This is a genomic window from Methylosinus trichosporium OB3b, assembly GCF_002752655.1.
Lineage (GTDB): Bacteria > Pseudomonadota > Alphaproteobacteria > Rhizobiales > Beijerinckiaceae > Methylosinus > Methylosinus trichosporium.
Genome location: NZ_CP023737.1, coordinates 1015365 through 1030913, shown reverse-complemented (window position 1 = coordinate 1030913; position 15549 = coordinate 1015365). Strand labels below are relative to the sequence as shown.

At 69.6% G+C, this 15549-nt stretch carries 9 protein-coding genes; 7 read left to right on the top strand and 2 right to left on the bottom strand.

Annotated elements, in window-relative coordinates:
• Nucleotides 1-7: 7 nt before the first annotated feature.
• A complete protein-coding gene (locus CQW49_RS04935; RefSeq protein ID WP_003610670.1) occupies nt 8-3127 on the top strand; it encodes an efflux RND transporter permease subunit in 3120 nt (1039 codons plus the stop codon).
• Between the two features lie 177 nt (nt 3128-3304).
• Here the strand turns inward: CQW49_RS04935 and CQW49_RS25020 are convergent, their stop codons facing one another.
• Both CQW49_RS25020 and CQW49_RS04925 read right to left on the bottom strand, forming a co-directional pair.
• Nucleotides 3305-3877, bottom strand: a complete 573-nt coding sequence (locus CQW49_RS25020; RefSeq protein WP_003610672.1) for a hypothetical protein — start codon at nt 3875-3877, stop codon at nt 3305-3307.
• Between the two features lie 277 nt (nt 3878-4154).
• Nucleotides 4155-5981, bottom strand: a complete 1827-nt coding sequence (locus CQW49_RS04925) for an Eco57I restriction-modification methylase domain-containing protein (protein ID WP_003610673.1) — start codon at nt 5979-5981, stop codon at nt 4155-4157.
• Between the two features lie 255 nt (nt 5982-6236).
• Between CQW49_RS04925 and CQW49_RS04920 the strand changes: the two genes are divergently transcribed.
• The 6 genes from CQW49_RS04920 (at nt 6237) to CQW49_RS04900 (ending at nt 15517) form a co-directional block, all read left to right on the top strand.
• Complete coding sequence (locus CQW49_RS04920) at nt 6237-8372, top strand: protein-disulfide reductase DsbD family protein (RefSeq protein ID WP_003610674.1); 2136 nt, start codon at nt 6237-6239, stop codon at nt 8370-8372.
• Nucleotides 8373-8478: 106 nt separating this feature from the next.
• A complete protein-coding gene (locus CQW49_RS04915; RefSeq protein ID WP_003610675.1) occupies nt 8479-9885 on the top strand; it encodes a sialidase family protein in 1407 nt (468 codons plus the stop codon).
• Nucleotides 9886-9957: 72 nt separating this feature from the next.
• A complete protein-coding gene (locus CQW49_RS25015; RefSeq protein ID WP_003610676.1) occupies nt 9958-11322 on the top strand; it encodes a sialidase family protein in 1365 nt (454 codons plus the stop codon).
• On the top strand, nt 11319-12152 hold the full coding sequence (locus CQW49_RS04910) for a redoxin domain-containing protein (RefSeq protein ID WP_003610677.1): 834 nt from the start codon (nt 11319-11321) through the stop codon (nt 12150-12152). The genes CQW49_RS25015 and CQW49_RS04910 overlap by 4 nt, the downstream gene beginning before the upstream one ends.
• A 67-nt stretch (nt 12153-12219) precedes the next feature.
• A complete protein-coding gene (locus CQW49_RS04905; protein ID WP_003610678.1) occupies nt 12220-13503 on the top strand; it encodes a sialidase family protein in 1284 nt (427 codons plus the stop codon).
• 181 nt (nt 13504-13684) lie between these two features.
• Nucleotides 13685-15517, top strand: a complete 1833-nt coding sequence (locus CQW49_RS04900; protein ID WP_003610679.1) for a PHA/PHB synthase family protein — start codon at nt 13685-13687, stop codon at nt 15515-15517.
• The last annotated feature ends 32 nt before the right edge of the window (nt 15518-15549 follow it).

Sequence of the window (15549 nt, the reverse complement as noted above, 5' to 3'; positions counted from 1 at the left end):
GGCGGTGATGAGCTTCAATCTCTCCGCCGCCGCGGTTCGCCGCCAGACGCTCACCCTCGCGATGATGCTCGCCATCGCCGTCGCCGGGCTCTACTGCTATCTGCGGCTCGGGCGCGCCGAGGACCCGTCCTTCACCATCAAGGTCGCCAATGTCACGACGCTATGGCCGGGCGCCGATGCGACGGAGATGCGCGATCAGGTTTCGGACCTGCTCGAGAAGAAGCTGCAGGAGCTACCCTTTCTCGAGAAGATCGAGACCTATTCCAAGCCCGGCGTCGTCATGATGCAGGTGACCTTCAAGGACACCGCCCCGCCGGCGCAGGCGCCTTATCTCTTCTACCAGCTGCGCAAGAAGCTCGGCGACATTCGCGGCGAGCTGCCGCGCGGCGTGATCGGGCCCAATGTGAACGACGAATATGGCGACGTCGATTCGGTTCTGTTCGCCGTCAGCGGCGAGGGCGCCGATTATCACCAGCTCGACCGCATCGTCGAAATGTTCCGCCAGCGCCTGCTCGCAACGCCGGACGTCGTGAAGGTCGACGTGTATGGAACGCAGGACCGCAAGATCTTCGTCGAGCTCAGCGAGGCCAAGCTCGCCAATCTCGGCGTCGCGCCGCAGGCTCTGTTCGACTCGCTCGCCAAGCAGAATGCGGTGAGCGCCGCCGGCGTGTTCGAGACGACGACGCGCGTGCCGGTGCGCGTCACCGGCGCGCTTTCGGGCGTGGAGGCGATAGCGGCGACGCCGGTCGAGGCCAATGGCCGCGTGTTCCGCCTCGGCGATGTCGCCGATGTGGTCCCGGGCTTCGAAGATCCGCCGAGCCTCTTGGTGCGGCACAAGGGCGCGCCGGCCATCGTTCTCGGCGCCGTGATGGCGAAGGGCGGCAATGTGCTGAGCTTCGGCCGGGAGATCGCCGCGACGCTCGAAGCGGCGCGCGCGGAGACGCCGGTCGGCATCGACATCGAGCAGATCGCCGATCAGCCGCAGGTGGTCGCCGCGGCGGTCGGCGAGTTCACCCGCTCCTTTGTCGAGGCGCTCGGCATCGTGCTGATCGTCAGCTTCGTCTCGCTCGGCTTTCGCACCGGAATCATCGTCGCGCTATCCGTGCCGCTGGTGCTCGCCATCGTCTTCGTCTTCATGCATGCGACGGGGATCGATCTCCAGCGCATCTCGCTCGGCGCGCTCATCATCGCGCTCGGCTTGCTCGTCGACGACGCCATCATCGCCGTCGAGATGATGACGGTGAAGATAGAGCAGGGCCATGACCGCGTCGCCGCCGCCACCTTCGCCTGGAGTTCGACCGCCTTTCCGATGCTGACCGGCACTCTGGTCACGGCGGCGGGCTTCATGCCGGTCGGCTTTGCCGCCTCCTCGACCGGCGAATATACGGGCTCGCTGTTCGCAGTGCTCGGCGTCGCGCTCGTCGCCTCCTGGTTCGTCGCGGTGATCTTCACGCCTTATCTCGGCGTGAAGCTCCTGCCCGAGATGCGCCGCGCCGCGCATCACGATCCGGAGGCGATCTACGAGACGCCGCTCTATCGCACGCTGCGCCGCCTCATCACCTGGAGCGTCGACAATCGCCTCCTCGTCGTCGCCGGCACGGCCGCCGTGCTGGTTCTGGCCGGGCTCGGCTTCGTCCATGTGCAAAAGCAGTTCTTCCCCATTTCCGAGCGGCCCGAGCTGTTCTTCCAGCTGCGCCTGCCCGAGGGCTCGTCGATCTTCACGACTAGCGCCGCGGCGCAGGAGGCCGAGGCGCTGCTGAAGGGCGACGCCGACGCGGCCGCGTTCACCACCTACATCGGCCAGGGCCCGCCGCGCTTCTGGCTCGGCCTCAATCCGGCTCTGCCCAATGACGCCTATGCGGAGATCGTCATCGTCGCCAAGGACGTCGCGGCGCGCGAGCGCGTCAAGCGGCGGCTCGACGCCGCGCTGGCCGCGGGCGCCGTGTCGCAGGCGCGCACGCGCGTGGATCGCTTCAACTTCGGTCCGCCCGTCGGCTTTCCGGTGCAGTTCCGCGTCATCGGCCGCGATCCCGCCGAGGTTCGCGCCATCGCCTATCGGGTCCGCGACGTCATGCGCGCGGACGCGGCCGTCGTCGAGCCGCATCTGCAATGGAACGAGCGCGCGCCTTCGGTGCGCCTCGTCGTCGATCAGGACCGCGCGCGGCAGATGGGGCTGACGCCGCAGGAGGTGGCGACGCGCCTGCAGATGTTGATCTCCGGCGTCACCGTCACCAGCCTGCGCGACGGGATCGACCGCGTCGACGTCGTCGCCCGGGCGAAGGCGGAGGAGCGCGGCGATCTCGGACGGCTCGCCGATATGGTGATCTTCTCGCGCGAGGGCGCCGGCGTTCCCGTCGCGCAGATCGCGCATATTTCCTACGAGCAGGAGGAGCCCATCTTCTGGCGGCGCAATCGCGACATGCTCATCACCGTGCGCGCCGATGTGCGCGACGGCGTGCAGGCGCCCGATGTGACGAGCCGCATCTGGCCGCGCCTCGCCGAGCTGCGCGCCTCGCTGCCCGCGGGCTATCGGATCGAGATGGGCGGGGCGATCGAGGAATCGAGCAAGGCCAACGCCTCCATCCTCGCCGTCTTTCCGGTGATGATCCTCGTCATGCTGGTCATCGTCATCGTGCAGCTGCAGGATTTCATGCGCCTCGGCCTCGTGATGATGAGCGCGCCGCTCGGGCTCATCGGCGCCTCGCTGGCGCTCAATCTCGCCGGGGCGCCTTTCGGCTTTGTCGCTCTGCTCGGGCTCATCGCGCTCTCCGGCATGGACATGCGCAACTCGATCATTCTCGTCGATCAGGTGCGCCAGGATCTCGAGCATGGCGCCCTTTATCGCGAGGCCATCATCGGCGCGACGGTGCGGCGCGCGCGCCCGGTGGCGCTCACCGCGCTCGCCGCCATCCTCGCGATGATTCCGCTGTCGCGCTCCTCTTTCTGGGGGCCGATGGCGCTCACCATCATGGGCGGCCTGTTCGTCGCGACCTTCCTGACCGTTCTCTTCTTGCCGGCGCTCTATGCGTTGTGGTTCCGGCGCCGGCTCGATCTGCGCCTCGGCGAGACGCCGGCCTCGACCGCGCGCGCCCGCATCGGTCATCTCATCGGCAGAGCGGCGCAATGAGCGAGACGGAAACGCGCGCGCGTATCGTCGCGACGACCGAGCGCCTGCTCCACGAGATCGGCTTTCAAAAGACCACTGCCGCCGACATTCCGCGGCTCACGGTCGAATGACCATCTCGGCCCGGCCCGGGCCGAGATGGTCACCTTCCGCCTCGCGGCGCTACGCGCGGGCGCTCGATCAATCGTCGTCGTCGCCGAAGCTCGGGCCGTTGTCCTCGAACATCTTGGTGACCATCGGCATGAAGGCCATCGCCGGCCCGGCCATGCTCGCGAGCTCGCCGAGGCCGCCGAAGCCCGAGCCGGAGCCGTGATGGCGATGATGGCGGCGGTGCTGCGCATAGGCGACATGACGACGATGATGACGCGAATAATGGCGCCGGCGTGTGGGCCGCTCGTCGTCCGCGACAGTCGGGTCGGCGGCCGAGGCGACGGCGGCGGGGAGCGCGTCGGGCGCTTCGGCCGGCTGCGCATAGGCGGGCGGCGTGATCGAGCGGCTGGCGCGGCGCGTCGTCGCCTCGCCGGGCGCGGGAACGCCCATCACCATTTGGCAGGCCGACGACAGGCTGCGGCTGTTGCGGCGCAGGCAGGATTCGATCGCGGTTTCGTCCGGAATGTCGCCGGAGCAGAATTTGAAGGCGTCGCTCATGCAGGCCGAGCGTTGCTCGCTCGTCCCTCCCGCGAGAGCGGGGGCGGCGGCGAAAGAGATCGTCACGGCGGCGATGGGCAGGATGAGCGCGTGCAAGCGGATCATGGGCGTGTTCCTCTTTTAAAAATAGCGAAGCGTTGGACTAGCTCTCTCACTACTCCGGCCGCCCTCCTCGCAATGTGCGCTGGCGCACATTGCGAGGAGGGATCGTAAAAAAGGGCGCTCCCTTTTCCCGCAGGCTTGCGGGGAAAAGAGGGCAGGCGCCGTCGCCCTCGTCCGAATCGCTCGTCGCCAAGCCAGCGGCGCCGGCCGCCCATCTCCCGCTTTGCGCGAGACGCGCGTCGAGAGTCGGCGAATGAAACAGTTGCGCCGCCTCCACGCTTCAATATTGCCCGGCGAGCGAGGTTTCGACCGCGGCGATCTCCGCGGCGGAGAGGTCGAACAGCGCATAGACGATAGCGTCGATCTCGCGTTCTGTCGCGTCGACCGCGCTCGAGCCGGCGCCGTCCGGCGCGAGCGCGGCCTCGTGATTGGCGCGCGCCGCCGCCGCCAGCCTTTCGCGCATCGGCGGAGCGAGCGCCGGGACCGGCACGAGCCCGACATATTGCGCCTTCAGCCGCAGGCGCCATTTGCCGCCGCGCAGCGGATTCGACACCGAATGCAGGAAGAACCAGATGAGCCGCGAGTTGAGCAGCGCCAGCAGCGCGAGATCGGCGCAGGGCAGGGCGAAGGCGGTGGCGTCGATCAGCGTTCCGCTTTCATCGAGCGCGAATTTCGGCCCTTGTGAAATATCGGGGAAGACGACCTTCGGCCCGGCGAAGGCGGCGCGATAGGCGCGCTGCGGCTGCTGCAGCTCGAACCAGGCCTGGCGCGTCGCTCGCGCCTCGAGCCGCGCGCGAAACGGCGCGAGATGCGCCGCGACGGCGGGGAAGCGGTCGATGTCGAGGCCGCCGCCCTTGGGCAGATCGAGCAGCCAGAGCCGCGGCGCGGCGACGCGCCAGCGGCGGATATGCGCGCCACGCCGATAGGGCGTCACGATCTCCGCGCTTTGCGGATCAGCGGCGAGAAGGCGCGCGCGCGTCGCGGCGTCGATGACGAACGCCTCGTTGAGTCCCGTCTTCACGCCCCACAGCGGCGCGCCATGGACCTCGGCCAGCGTGCGGCGGCCCGTGGCGATCTTGTCGCGCAGCCGCGCCAGCGCCTCCTCCTCGAAACGCCAGAAGCCGGCGCCGAGCCGCGCCCGCGGCATCGGCCGGGCCGTCTCGCGAAAGGTCGCGCAGAGATCCGGCGGCGCCGCGTCGAGGCGCAGAAAAGAGAGATCGCCCTGCGTCGCCGCGCCTTTGCGCAGCGTGACGATCGCCGGATAGGCGACGACATCGTCGAAGACGGGAAGATCGCCGAAATCGACGACGCATTCGACGGCGCCGCTCCGCGCGAGCAAGCCGCGTAGCCTCGCGCCGGCGCCGGTGCGAAAGAAGGTCGACGAAGAGATGTAGCCGAGGCGGCCGCCCTCTCTCAGCAGAGAAAGCCCCTTCTCGAAGAAATAGGCGTAAAGATCGGCGCGCTCGGCGGCGACGTGATAGCGCTGCGCCAGCCAGGGTTTCAGCGGCTTCAAATATTCCATCCGCACATAGGGCGGATTGCCGATCACGATGTCGAAGCCGCGCGCCGCCTGCGGAAAGGCCGCGCGCCAATCGAAGGCGCCGGCGCTCGCAGAGGGGTCGTCGACGAGGCTGTCGCCGGCGCGGATCGTCTCCTCGAGACGCAGCGCCGCCTCCGGCGACGGCGCGAGCCGCGCCAGCGCGCGGCGGGCGCGCGCCGCCGCCAGCGGGTCGATGTCGACGCCGAAGAGATTGTGCGAGATCGCCTCGCGCGCCGGATCGAGATCGACGTCGACGCCGAGCTTGCGCAAATGCTCGGCGGCGTCACGATAGCGCCGCGCCATTTCCTGCGCGGCGGCGAGGAGCAGCGCGCCTTCGCCGCAGCCGGGATCGACGATGGAGAAGGAGCGCAGCGCCGCCAGCCATTCGCGCCAGAACGCCGCTGTCTCGCGCCCGCGATGCGCCGCCGCGAGCGCGTCGCTCATCTCGTCGAGCGAGACGGCGATGGTGCGTTCGGCGAGGAAGCGCGCGATCGGCTCCGGAGTGTAGACGATCCCCTGGCGCTTGCGCCGCGTGAGAGAAGGTCCGCTCGCCGCCGCTTCATCCATCGCCGCTCGTCGATCCCAACCGGCCGCCGAATCGCCGCGCAGCCGTTGCGCGAAGGATAGCATCGCCGCGTTGGGCCAGGGAACGGCGCCGAGTGGCGCCGAAGAGCGAGCCTCTAAGGCTCGCGGTCCAGAGGCCGGGTTTGGACCGCGAGCCTTAGAGGCTCGCTCTTTGGACTGAAGCGACACGCTAGGCCGCGTCGGGCGCCCGTGATATCGTCGGTCCATCGCGAACCGGGCGCTTCTCGAGGACATGGCATGAAACATCTTCACCCATGGGACCTCTCGCGGCGGCGGATGCGGGGGGCGCTCGCGATCATTCTCGGCGCGGTTCTTCTCGCAGCGGCGCTCCCGCGCGCGAGCCACGCGGCCGAGAGCCTCGCGCAGGCGAGTCCCTATGCGACCGTCACGCTCGTCGCCGATGTCGACAGCGTCGCACCGGGACGGAGCTTTCGCATCGGCTTGCGGCAGAAGCTGGCGCCGCATTGGCACAGCTATTGGAAAAACCCCGGCGACGCGGGCGTGGCGCCGACCCTGACGCTCACTCTGCCGGAGGGCGCCGTGGCGAGCGCGATCGCCTGGCCCGGGCCGGACGCCATCGCGGTCGGGCCGGTGCGCAATTTCGGCTATGAGAACGAGGTCGTTCTGCCGGTCACGGTGACAGTCCCGCGGACGGCGGCGCCGGGCGACACCTTCTCCATCCGCGCCAATGCCGAATGGCTCGTCTGCGAGAAGAAATGCGTGCCCGAATCCGGCGCGTTCCGGCTCGATCTTCCGGTCGCCCCGACTGCTGCGCCGGTGGGCGGCGACGTCGCCGCGGCCTTCGCAGCGACCGACGCGCGCACGCCGACGCCGAGCCCCTGGATTATCGAGATCGCGGAAGAGGGGGCCGATCTCGTCCTCGCCGCCTCGGGCGACGGCCTCTCCGCCGATCGCATCAAATCGGCCTTCTTCTATCCGGTGGAAGGCGGCGTGATCGACCATGCCGCGCCGCAGCGGCTCGAGATCGCGGAGGGGCGGCTGCGTCTCGCGATCGAGAAGGCCCCGGATTTCGACGCGCGCGCGAGCCGCGCCGGCGTGCTCGCGATCGTCGACGGCGAGGGGAGGACGCGCTGGCTGGAGACGGAGCCCGCGCCCGTCGCAGCTGCGTCGACGCCCGCGCCCTCCGACAGCCTGCCGCTGTGGCAGGCGGCGCTGTTCGCCTTTCTCGGCGGCATGATCCTCAATCTGATGCCTTGCGTCTTCCCGGTGCTCGCCATCAAGGCGGCGTCGCTCGCCCGACTCTCGGGCGGCGATCTGCGCGAGGCGCGGCTCTCCGGCGCCTTCTACACATTCGGCGTGCTCGTCGCCTTCGTGTCGCTCGCCGGCGTCCTGCTCGCCATGCGCGCCGCCGGCGGGGCGGTCGGCTGGGGCTTTCAGTTCCAGTCGCCCACTTTCGTCGCCGCCATGAGCTGGCTGCTGCTGGCCATCGCGCTCAATCTCTCCGGCGTCTATGAGATCGGCCTCGGCGTCGTCGGCGCGGGCCAGGGCCTCGCGGAGAAGCCGGGCCATGTCGGCAGCTTCTTCACCGGCGTGCTCGCCGTCACCGTTGCGACTCCTTGCACGGCGCCGTTCATGGGCGCGGCGATCGGCGTGGCGCTCACCCTTCCGGCGCCGTTGTGCCTCGCACTGTTCGCCGCCATGGGGCTCGGCCTCGCGGCGCCCTTCGCGCTGCTCGCGGTCGCGCCGCGCCTCGCGCGGCTGTTGCCGCGTCCCGGCGTCTGGATGCTGCGGCTGCGTCAGGCGATGGCCTTTCCCATGTACGCCTCGGCGGCTTGGCTCGTCTGGGTGCTGGGCCGGCAGGCGGGCGATGCCGGCGTCGCCATCGGCCTTGCCGGCGGCCTGCTGGTCGGGTTCGGCGCCTGGACCTATGGGATCGCGCAGCAGGGCGCGGGACGCGGGCTCTTCAGCCGTGGGCTCGCCGCCGCCGCCGCGGTCGGACTCGTTGCGCTGCTGCCGCAGCTCGGCGGCGCGCAGGCGCCTCACGCCGAAGCCGCGACCGCCGCCGGCGCGGAGCCTTTCACCAACGCCCGCCTCGCGGCGCTGCGCCGCGAGGGCAGACCGGTGTTCGTCAATCTGACCGCGGCCTGGTGCATCACCTGCCTCGTCAATGAGCGCATGGCGCTATCGACCGCAGCGGTGAAGGAGGCCTTCGCGACCCGCGGCGTCGCTTATCTGAAAGGCGACTGGACCAGTCACGATCCCGAGATCACCGCCTTCCTGCGCAGCTTCGAGCGGGACGGCGTGCCCTTCTATGCCTATTATCCCGCCGGCGCGCGCGAGCCGGTGGTGCTTCCGGCGGTGTTGACGGAGGCGGCGGTGGTAAGCGAAGTTGAAGGCTCGGTCTTAAACTGAGCCTCTCGGGGCTCCTTTCGAACGAGACGCGAGACCGACCAGAGACGCGGCGTTCCGTAGCCCGGAACGCAATATCGAGCAGCAATCAGAGCAGGCGGAGATTGCTATGATGTTTTCGTTTCGACTGAGGCTCGCCGCAGCGGCGGCGACGATCGCGCTGGCCAGCGCAGCTCTCGCCGAGGACGCCGCGCCGGAGCGGCCGAGCGACGCCAGTCGGCTGGCGGTCTCGGATGCGCGGACGGTCGCGACCGGCCGCAATGCGACGGTCGCGGTCGACCATCGCACCGGCGCCGTCTATCTCGCCTGGGCGAAAGAGGTCGCGGACGCCGCGGCGCCGGCTGCCGTGAGCGGCAAGACGGCGGATCCGCAGCTCGAGGCGCGGCTCGCCCGCTCCACCGACGGGGGCCGCAGCTTCGGCCCTTCGGTGGTCGTCAGCACGCCCGAGCAGCGCGTGAAGTCCCACACCGTCAGCCCCACCCGAGCGGCCGTCGGCCCCGGGGGCGATGTCTATGTGCTCTACAACAGCGAGGCTGCGGACGGCTCGTTCGTCGGCATGCGCTCGCGCAATATTCTCACCTTGGCGCGCTCGAGCGACGAAGGCCGCAGCTTCGCCGCGCCGGTCGAGCTCGCCAGCGAGGCGGTCGAAGGCGCGATCGGCTCGCCGGGCATGATCAATCTGTTCGCTGCGCCGGACGGGGCGCTCTACGCCTCCTGGCTCGATTATCGCGAAACCATCGACTACATGCGGACGCATCAGAAGATGCCTCCGAAGACCGAGAATATCGCCACGCAGCTGCGCGTCGCGCGTTCCGGCGACGGCGGCAGGAGCTTCGCCAGAAGCGTGCTGGCGTCGAAACCCGTCTGCGGCTGCTGCGGCACATTCGCGGCGCAGGGCGAGGGCGGCCCCGTCTACGCCGGCACGCGCGGAGCCTGGAGCGAGCTCAAGGGCTCGGTCGACGCCGTGCGCGACATCGTCGTCGCGACGTCGCGCGATCAGGGCGGGAGCTGGTCGAGCGCGGTCAAGGTCCATGACGACGGCTTCAAGATCAGCGGTTGTCCCGATGTCTCGCCGGGAGTCGCGGTGGACGGCAAAGGGCGCCTGCATGTGGCCTGGTACACCGGCTCGGAGCGGCATCCCGGCGTGTTCTACGCGGTCTCCTCGGACGAAGGCCGCAGCTTCTCCGAGCCGATCGCGCTGCTGACCGACGATTGGCTGCCCTATGCCGATGTGAAGCTCGCTCTCGACTCGAAAGACAACGCCTGGGTCGCGTTCGAGGATCGGCGCGGCGATGTCGATCTCGTCCGTCTCGCGCGCATCGGCGCCGACGGAAGCCTCGCTTTCGCGGAGCCCTGGCCCGGCACGATTCCCGATCTGGCGGCGCTGGGCGACGCGGTCGTCGTCGCTTCGGGCGCGCTCGCGCCGGAAGGCGAGGAGAAGAAGAGCGCCGGCATCGAGATACGCATCGCCCATCCTCCGGCGCCCGAGCCGAAGGCCTCCGGCTCGCGATCCTGAGCCGTTCGCGATCGATCGGAGACGGGTGAGCGCATCGCCCGTCGCCTCTCTCTTCTTCTCGGGACGATTGTCATGACCTTTGTCAAATCCATCGCGCTCGCCGCGATCGTGGCGATCGCGGCGCCGGCCGGGGTCGGCGCGCAAAACGCGCCGAAGCTGGCGCGCTCCGAGCCGGTCACGCTGAGCGCCAAAGGCGGGCATGGCGCGACGGTCGCGGTCGACCCGCGCAACGGCGCCGTCTATCTCGCCTGGGCCCAGAAAGACGCGCAGGCTCCGAAGACCGGCGAGGGCCGGGAGAAGAGGAAGAGCGACGCTTCGCTCGGCGTCCTCGTCGCGCGCTCGGACGATGGGGGCCGTCGCTTCGGCGCGCCGGTCGCAGCGAGCCGGCCGGGCGATCATGTCCGCGCCTATACGGTCAGCCCCGCGCGAGTGGCCGTCGGCCCGCAGGGCGACGTCTATGTGCAATATGGCGACGAGGACCCGGATTTTACTCTGGAGGGCAGCTATCTCGGTCGGATGTTCCTGCGCATGGCGCGCTCGCGCGACGGCGGCCGCAGCTTCGAGCCGCCGGTGCAGATCGGCGGCGAGGCGGTCGAGGGCGCCGTCGCCTCGCTCGGCATGACCAATCTGTTCAGCGCGCCGGACGGGGCGATCTATTCCTCCTGGCTCGATTCGCGCCAATCGATCGCCTATGTTCTCGCGAACAAGAAACATCCGCCCAAAAACATCTATTCCTCGCAGCTGCGGGTCGCGCGCTCCGACGACAGAGGGCTGACGTTCCAGAAGAGCACGCTCGTCACCGAGCCGGTCTGCGTCTGCTGCGGCACCGAGGTGGCGCAGGGGAAGGATGGCCCGGTCTACGCCGGCACGAGAGGTCTCGCCTGGGGAGCCGTGAAAGGCTCGGCCGATCCGGTGCGCGACATCGTCGTCGCCGCCTCGCAGGATCGCGGCGCGACGTGGCAGGGCGCGGTGAAGCTGCATGACGACGGCTTCAAGGTCAGCGCCTGCCCCGATGTGACGGCGGGCCTCGCGGTCGATTCCAAGGGGCGTCTGCACGCCGCCTGGTACACCGGCTCCGACCGGCGGCCGGGCGTCTTCTATGCAGTGTCGTCCGACCACGGCAAGAGCTTCTCCGAGCCGGTGGCGCTGCTCACCGATGATTGGCTGCCCTATGGCGATGTGAAGCTGGCGCTGGACTCCAAGGACAACGCCTTCGTGGCCTTCGAGGATCGGCGCGGCGATGTCGATCTCATCCAGCTGGCGCGCATCGGCGCCGATGGCGCGGTCGTTCACGCCGAGCCCTGGGCCGGAACCGGCCCCGATCTCGCCGTCCTCGGCGATTCGGCGCTGGTCGTCTGGGGCGGCCTCAGCCCCGAGGGCGAGGAGGAGGGCGGCGGCGTCGAGCTCGCCACCATTCGCCTGGAGCCGGGCTCGTGAGAGCGCTCGCGAAGCTCCTGGTCGTCGCGCTCGTCGCTTGCGGCTGCGCGCCGGCGCTCGCCGAGGATGCGCGTCCCGTCTCGGATTATTCCGCGCGCCTGCTCGGCGGCGAGCAGACCGCATCCCTCGCCGATCTTCAGGGCAAGGTGGTTCTGCTCAACAGCTGGGCGACCTGGTGCGCGCCCTGCCTCACCGAGCTTCCCGATTTCGAGACGCTGCATCAGCGCCTCCACGATCGCGGGCTCGAAATCATCGGCGTCAATATTGACGAGGGCGAGGTCGACGAGAAGGTCGCGCGTCTCGTCAAGAAGATCGGACTCGGCTTTCCGATCTGGCGCGACCCGCGCAATAAGTTCGCCAAGCGCTTTCGCGTCCTCGGCGTTCCCGAGACGCTGCTGATCGGCCGGGACGGCGTGATCCTGCGGCGCTGGAACGGCCCCATGGACCCCGCCGAGCCGGACAATGCGGCGAGCATAGAGCAGGCGCTGGCGCAGGTTTCGGCCGGCGCCGCGGAGCCGCAGGCGGACGCCAAGGCGCTGATCGCGCGTGGACGCCGTCTCGCCGAGCAGCGCGGCTGCGTCACCTGCCACTCGACCGACGGCTCGCCGGGCGCCGGGCCGAGCTGGAAGGGCCTCGCCGGCCAGGAGGCGACGCTGGACGACGGCCGCCGCGTCCTGCGCGACGAAACCTATCTCACCCGCGCGATTGCGGAGCCCGACGCCGAGATCGTGCAGGGCTATGCGAAAGGCGTCATGAGCGGCGCCATCCCCGGCAAGCCCCTCACAGAGTCCGAGTTGGCGGCGCTCGTCCGCTATCTGCAAAGCCTGTAACGAGATCTTCCGGGCGCGGCGGCGTCCGGCCTCGTTTCTTCTCCTTCGAAGCAGAGGGCGTCCTCGCATGTCATCTTCGCGCATTCTCCTCGCCGGGGCGGTCGCCGCGGCGTTTTTTGCGGGCGCTGCGGGACCGGTCCTCGCCGAGCCGATCCGCGTCGCCGAACCGATCGTGGTCGCACCGCGAGGTTCGGACCCGTCCATCGCTCTCGACCGCAGCTCGAAGGAATTTTTCGTCGCCTTCGTCCGGCCCGGAGCCGCCGCCGAAGCCGTGGTCGCGCGGCTGCCGGCGCAGGGCGGCGGCGCCCTCGCGCCCGTCGTCGTCAGCGCCGGCGACGCCGACATCCTCTCCTCGGCCGTCGACCCGGCTCGGGTCGCCGTCGGTCCCAAAGGCGAGGTCTATGCGCTCTATCGGCGGCGCGTCGCGTCCGAGATCGTCGAGAGCGGCCGCGGAATCCTGCGCCTCGCACGCTCGATGGACGGCGGGCGCAGCTTCGCTGCTCCCGTCGATGTGGTCGCCGATGGCGTCGAGACCAGCGTCGGAATGGCCGATCTCGCCATCGCCCCGGATGGCGCGCCGCTCGTCGCATGGCTCGACAGCCGCGACGCCTTCGCGCGGGCCCGGCTGCCCGAGGACCAGCGGCCGAAGGATGTGCGTTATATCGACTCGGACGATCCCGCCGTGGAGCTGCGCATTGCCCGCTCGCCCGACGGCGGCGCCAGCTTTGCGCCGAGCGCGCTCGTCGCGCGCGGCGCGTCCGAGCGCAGCCATGTGGCGCTCGCCCTCGGCCCCGACGGCGCCTATCATGTTTCCTGGCGCGCCAAGCTCAATTTGTTCAAAGGCTCCTATGATTCCGTGCGCGATGTGCTGACCGCCGCCTCGACGGATGGCGGCGCGAGCTGGTCGTCGCCGATCAAGGTTCACGACGACCGCTTCAAGGCCGGCGCCTGCCCGGAGCTGACCCATGGCCTCGGCGTCGACGCCAAGGGGCGCGTGCATGTCGCATGGTATACGGGCTCGGGCCGCAAGCCCGGCGTGTTCTACGCCGTCGCTGAGCCGGGGAAGGGTTTTTCGGAGCCGGTGACGCTGCTCTCGGCGGCCTGGATTCCCTATGCCGACGTCAAGCTCGCGGTCGACGCGAGCGGCGCCGCTTGGGTGGCCTATGAGGACCGCCGCGAGGATGCGAGCGAGCGGGTGGCGCTGGTTCGTCTCGATGCGCAGGGCAAGGCCGAGCCGGTCGGCTCCTGGCCCGGCCGGTCGCCCGATCTCGCCGCGCGCGAGGAAGAAGCCCTCCTCGTATGGAACAGCCCGGCGGGCGACGTCAGGCTCGTTCGGGCGACGTCCAAATAGGCGGCTGGACCGCGAGCCTTCAGGCTCGCTCTTCGCGCCGTCCGTCGAATTGAAGAGGGAGGAGGCAGCCGCCGGCGCCGACCTCTGCGGCGAATCTACGCATTTTGCACCTGCGTTGGGTCCTGTAGCGTTCGAGCGCTCACGTCTCGCGGGCGCGGCTCCGCTCCGACAGGAGGATCTCATGGTCGTCGTCGATTTCGCCGGCCGCGCCGGCCGCCTTCAGGAGCCTGCCGCCGAGGCGTCGCCGAATCCGCCGGCTCCCGTCGAGGAGCCGCCGCGCCGCGCCTATCCGATCGGCGAGGTCCCGTCCTTCGACACGCTCGACCGCGCCGCCCGCGCCGTTGCGGCGCGCTTCACCCAGGGCGTTTCGCCGCTCGCGCAAATGTCCGCCTGGCTCGACTTTGCGACGCATCTCGCGCTCGCGCCCGGTCGGCAGATCGAATTGGGGCTCGCCGCCGCGCAGAGCGCAGCCGCCCTCGCTTATTTCTCCGCCGAGACTCTCGCCGGCCGCGCCGAGGCCGGGCCCTTCGTGAGCGAGCCGCATGATCGGCGCTTCGTCGATCCGGGCTGGGACGCGCCGCCCTTCTCGCTGTGGAAGCAAGGCTTTCTCGCGACCGAGCACTGGTGGCGCCTCGCGACGCGGGAGACGCGCGGCATGACGCGGAGCGACGCCGCCCGCGTCGGCTTCATGGCCGAGCAATGGCTCGGCGCCTTTTCTCCCTCCAACATCGCCTGGGCGAATCCGGCCGTCGTCGAGCGCACCCGGGAGGAGGGCGGCGCCAATCTCGTCCGCGGGGCCGAGAATTTCGCCGAGGACCTGCTGCGCCTCGTGTTGCGCGCGCCCAATGGCCACGGCGAGTTCGAGGTCGGCGTCGACGTCGCCGCGACGCCGGGCGAGGTGATCTTCCGCAACGAGCTCATCGAGCTCATCCAATATGGGCCCTCGACCGAGACGGTTCACGCCGAGCCGATCCTGATCGTCCCGGCCTGGATCATGAAATATTACGTGCTGGACCTGCGTCCGCAGAACTCGCTCGTGCGCTATCTCACGGCGCAGGGCTTCACCGTCTTCATGATCTCCTGGCGCAATCCCGGCCCCGAGGATCGCGACCTCACCTTCGACGATTATCGCGTTTCCGGCGTGCTGGCGGCGCTTTCGGCGATCGACGCCGTGCGCCCCGGGAGCAAGGTCCACGCCTGCGGCTATTGCCTCGGCGGCACGCTGCTCTCCATCGCCGCGGCGGCCATGGCCCGCGACGGCGACGCGCGGCTCGCCTCGATCAGCCTGCTGGCGGCGCAGACCGATTTCAGCGAGCCCGGCGAGCTGATGCTGTTCGTCGATGCGGCGCAGGTCGCCTTTCTCGAGGATATGATGTGGGATCAGGGCGTGCTCGACACGCGCCAGATGGCCGGCGCCTTCGCCGCGCTGCGCTCCAACGATCTCGTCTGGGGCAAGGCGGTGCAGGATTATCTGCTCGGCGAGCGCCGCAAGCCCAATGATCTCATGGCCTGGAGCGCCGATCAGACGCGCATGCCCTATCGGATGCATTCACAATATCTGCGCGGCCTGTTCCTCGAGAACCGGCTCACCGCGGGGCGTTATGCGGTGGAGGGGGAGGTCGTCGCGCTGAAGGATATTTCGGCGCCCATGTTCGTCGTCGGGACCACGTCCGATCACATCGCGCCCTGGCGCTCGGTCTATAAGGCGAGCTTGTTCACCGATTGCGAGCTCACCTTCGTGTTGACCAGCGGCGGCCACAACGCCGGCGTGGTGTCGGAGCCCGGCCGGTCCGGACGCTCTTATCATGTCGGGCTGCGCCGCCCCGGCGATTTCTATGTGGGTCCGGACAAATGGCTCGCCGCGGCGCGTCTCGCCGAAGGCTCCTGGTGGCCGGAATGGGCGGCCTGGCTCGCCGCCCGCAGCGGCGACGAGCGCGTCGCGCCGCCGACTATGGGCGCGCGCGGCTATCCGCCGCTCTATCCGGCGCCGGGCCGCTATGTGCATCAGGCGTGAGGCAAGCTCGATCGTTCGAGGGTGATCGAAGA